This is a genomic window from Variovorax sp. 20P10.2.4 (genome assembly GCF_058244205.1).
The window spans coordinates 1-3480 of sequence record NZ_JBZAYE010000716.1 but is presented as its reverse complement, the minus strand read 5'-3'; the positions used below and the strand labels follow the sequence as shown (position 1 = coordinate 3480).

5 protein-coding genes are annotated in these 3480 nt (G+C 67.9%); all 5 read left to right on the top strand.

Going from position 1 to position 3480, the window contains the following annotated elements:
• On the top strand, positions 1 to 118 hold a 118-nt coding region (locus AC27VN_RS36215), incomplete at its 5' end, for a helix-turn-helix domain-containing protein (protein ID WP_490879753.1).
• A gap of 40 nt (positions 119 to 158) precedes the next feature.
• Entirely contained in the window at positions 159 to 1268 is a 1110-nt protein-coding gene (locus AC27VN_RS36210) for a DUF4272 domain-containing protein (RefSeq protein WP_490879752.1), read from the top strand.
• Between the two features lie 49 nt (positions 1269 to 1317).
• A complete protein-coding gene (locus AC27VN_RS36205; protein WP_093344255.1) occupies positions 1318 to 1650 on the top strand; it encodes a hypothetical protein in 333 nt (110 codons plus the stop codon).
• Positions 1647 to 1922 carry a hypothetical protein gene (locus tag AC27VN_RS36200; protein WP_490879751.1) on the top strand — a complete coding sequence of 92 codons (276 nt, stop codon included), beginning with the start codon at positions 1647 to 1649 and terminating at the stop codon, positions 1920 to 1922. The genes AC27VN_RS36205 and AC27VN_RS36200 overlap by 4 nt, the downstream gene beginning before the upstream one ends.
• 144 nt (positions 1923 to 2066) lie before the next feature.
• Positions 2067 to 3254 (top strand): substrate-binding domain-containing protein, encoded by a 1188-nt coding sequence (locus tag AC27VN_RS36195; protein WP_057594307.1) that lies wholly within the window; start codon positions 2067 to 2069, stop codon positions 3252 to 3254.
• The last annotated feature ends 226 nt before the right edge of the window (positions 3255 to 3480 follow it).

Here is a 3480-nt window from a genome sequence, read left to right as displayed (position 1 = left end):
GCGCCGCGCGATCGGCGCGGCGCTGGCGGCGACCGGGGGGAACAAGCTCGCGACTTCGCGGCTGCTGGGCATCTCGCGGGCGACCTTGTACGAGCGCATGACGAACCAGGCGAATTGACCCGCGCGCCGAGCGCGGACCACGAAGGAGGAGAGCATCGATGAAGGGCTTGTTGACGCGATTGAAGGGAGCGCTGGGCCGGCCGGCGCCAAGCCGCCCCGAGGAGGCCGGGCAGGGCGAGCGGGTCCTGGTCAACGCCTACTGCACGCGCGCCGATGTACCGGCGCTCGAATTTCCCCATGCCCTGCAGGGTCGCCGCGATCTGTCGGACCCCGAACTCGCGCCCCACCTGGCCGGCTTCGTCGGCTACGTGCTGAGCCGCGGCGACGGCACGATGTCGCGCAACCGCTATCACGTGATGCGTCATGTCCAGCGCGTGCGCCAGCACCTGAGCCTGTCGATCGACGAGGGCCTGCTCGATGCGTTCTCGGACTGGGCCGTGCGCGCGAACGCGATCGTGTTCCTGCCCGACGGCAGCATCCGCGATCCCCGAGGGCGCATCCTCTTGTCGGCGGCGGACGAGGAGCCCGATGGCGAAGCCGCGCTGCCCTATCCGGCCGAGGCCTGGGAGCGCAAGGCGCGCACCGAGGCAGCGCTCGCGGCGCGGGGCATCGAGGTCCCGCGCCACCTGCCGCCGCTGGTCTGCGAGCCTGAGCTGCGGCTGCGCGCGCCGCAGGAGATCGCGGGCCGGGCCTTCGCGCTGCTGGCGGTATCGGCGCGGGCCGAGTCGCTCGCGAGCAAGGAGCCGCTGGCGCCCGAAGACCTGTTCGAGCGGCTGCCCTCGGCACGGGCGCATCTCACGCCGGCGGAGCAGGCTTTCCTCTCGGACCCCGAACCGCTGGCGTCCGATGTCGTCCAGTTCGGCTGGCGCTACGAGTGCCTGTATCTGCTCGAGTGGGCGATGGGCCTGGTCGATGCGCTGCCTTTTCCCGGCGCGATCTGCGACGTGCCGCTCGCCGCGCGCACGATGCTGGAAGCCCGCGACCTGCCGGGCGCGCTGCGTTCGCTGCGCATGCGCGGCGAAGGCGAAATCCTCGATGCGCTCGACCTGCATTACCGCCTGCACTGGCGCGTGCGCCAGGCCGGGCTCCAGCAGGTTCCCGTGCCGCCGGAACTCGATGCGGGCGTGATCGCCGAGCGGCATCGCGCCTTGAACTGGCTGGTGCGCTTCGAGGACCGCGAGTGGGACGAGGTCGACACGCCCACCTGACAATGCGGCCTCCATCCGCCTGCGAACCAGCCTTCCACCAGAGCCTCCCATGAAGACACCGATCCGCTCCCTCGTCCTCGCCGCATCGTGCGCCTGTGCCGGCGCCGCCTTGGCCGCGCCGCCCTGCGCCGACGAGGCGGTCTCGCGCGCGAAGAAGCTGCTGGTGTTCCATTTCGGCGAGGACGATCGCATCCGCGTCGGCTCCGAGGTCAAGGAGCTGCCGCCGCTGCGCAACCCCGCCAACAAGGCGCAGCAGTTCCGCGTGCTCGAGGTCTGGGGCTCGATCTACAAGGGCAACTACCGCATGCGCCTGATCTATCACGTGGCGGGCAAGGACTGCACGCTGATGGGCCAGGAAATCCTCGAGTACGCCAGCCTGTGAGCGTCCGCGCCCTGCGTTCCACCTTCGGCCCCAACTGCCACTGGTGCGGCCTGCCGATGGACTTCGAGGAGCCGCATGGCCGGCCCGAATCGGCCACCATCGAGCACCTGGTCGACGCCACCCTGGGCGGCGTGCGCTCGCCCAAGCACCGGCGGCTGGCCCATGCGGCCTGCAACCACGCGCGCAACGAATTCCGGCTGCAGGCCGAGCGGCAGTTCAGGCAATGGATCGACGAGCGCCGGGCCTCCGCGAAAACCCTGACTGAAAAATAGACAGTCGCCTGAAATTCAGACACGACAACTGTTCTGAATTCAGCCGAATCGCGCTTTCTCCGAATGGAGAAACCTTTGTTATCAACGGCTTAGCGCGTGGCACGAAGTGTGCAATATTCAGTCATCTTTATCAGGAGACAACGAATGAACCGTCGCCACCTCGTCGCCCTGGCCGCGCTCGCCGCCTGCGCCGCCGCCGCACCCGCCTGGGCCCAGTCCGGGGAGATCCGCATCGCCCATATCTACAGCAAGACCGGCGCGCTCGAGGCCTACGGCAAGCAGACGCAGACCGGCTTCATGATGGGCCTGAACTACGCCACCGAGGGCACGATGACCGTCGCGGGCAAGAAGCTGGTCGTGATCGAGAAGGACGACCAGGGCAAGCCCGACCTCGGCAAGTCGCTGCTGGCCGCGGCCTATTCCGACGACAAGGCCGCGCTGGCCGTCGGCCCGACCGCCTCGGGCGTGGCGCTGGCGATGCTGCCGGTGGCCGAGGAGTACAAGAAGATCCTGCTGGTCGAGCCCGCCGTGGCCGACTCGATCACCGGCGACAAGTGGAACAAGTACATCTTCCGCACCGGCCGCAATTCGAGCCAGGACGCGATCTCCAACGCGGTGGCCGTCGACAAGGCCGGCGTGACCGTCGCCACGCTGGCGCAGGACAACGCCTTCGGCCGCGACGGCGTGAAGGCCTTCGGTGCCGCGCTCAAGAAGGCCAAGCTGGTCCACGAGGAGTACCTGCCGCCCGCCACCACCGACTTCACGGCCGGCGCCCAGCGCCTGATCGACAAGCTCAAGGACCAGCCGGGCCGCAAGATCATCTGGATCGTCTGGGCCGGCGCGGGCAACCCGTTCAAGATCGTCGACCTCGACCTCAAGCGCTACGGCATCGAGATCGCCACCGGCGGCAACATCCTGCCGGCCATGGCAGCCTACAAGGCGCTGCCGGGCATGGAAGGCGCGGCCTACTACTACTTCGGCATCCCGAAGAACCCGGTGAACGAGGCGATGGTCGCGGCGCACTACAAGGAATTCAAGACGCCGCCGGACTTCTTCACGGCCGGCGGCTTCTCGGCCGCGATGGCGGTGGTGACGGCGCTCAAGAAGACCAACGGCGACACCAACACCAACAAGCTCATCAGCACGATGGAAGGCATGAGCTTCGACACGCCCAAGGGCAAGATGACCTTCCGCAAGGAAGACCACCAGGCGATGCAGTCGATGTACCACTTCAAGATCAAGGTCGACCCGGCCTTCGCCTGGGGCGTGCCGGAGCTGGTGCACGAGATCAAGCCTGAAGAGATGGACATTCCCATCAAGAACAAGCGCTGAGTCCGGCGCTTCCCGCCACCCGAACGCGGCGCCGCGCGCCGCCCGCCTTTTTCTTTCTCTTTCGCCCCGGATGGCCGCCGGGCGAAGCGCCAGCCTGCGTCCGCGCGGGCGGCGCGCTCCACGGCCGAGTCCTCGATCAGCCAAGCAGCGTTCTTACACCTATAACGGAAGGAGACAGCGATGCCAGCGATGAATTGGAACTGGAAGAGATCGGTCATGGCCGCGG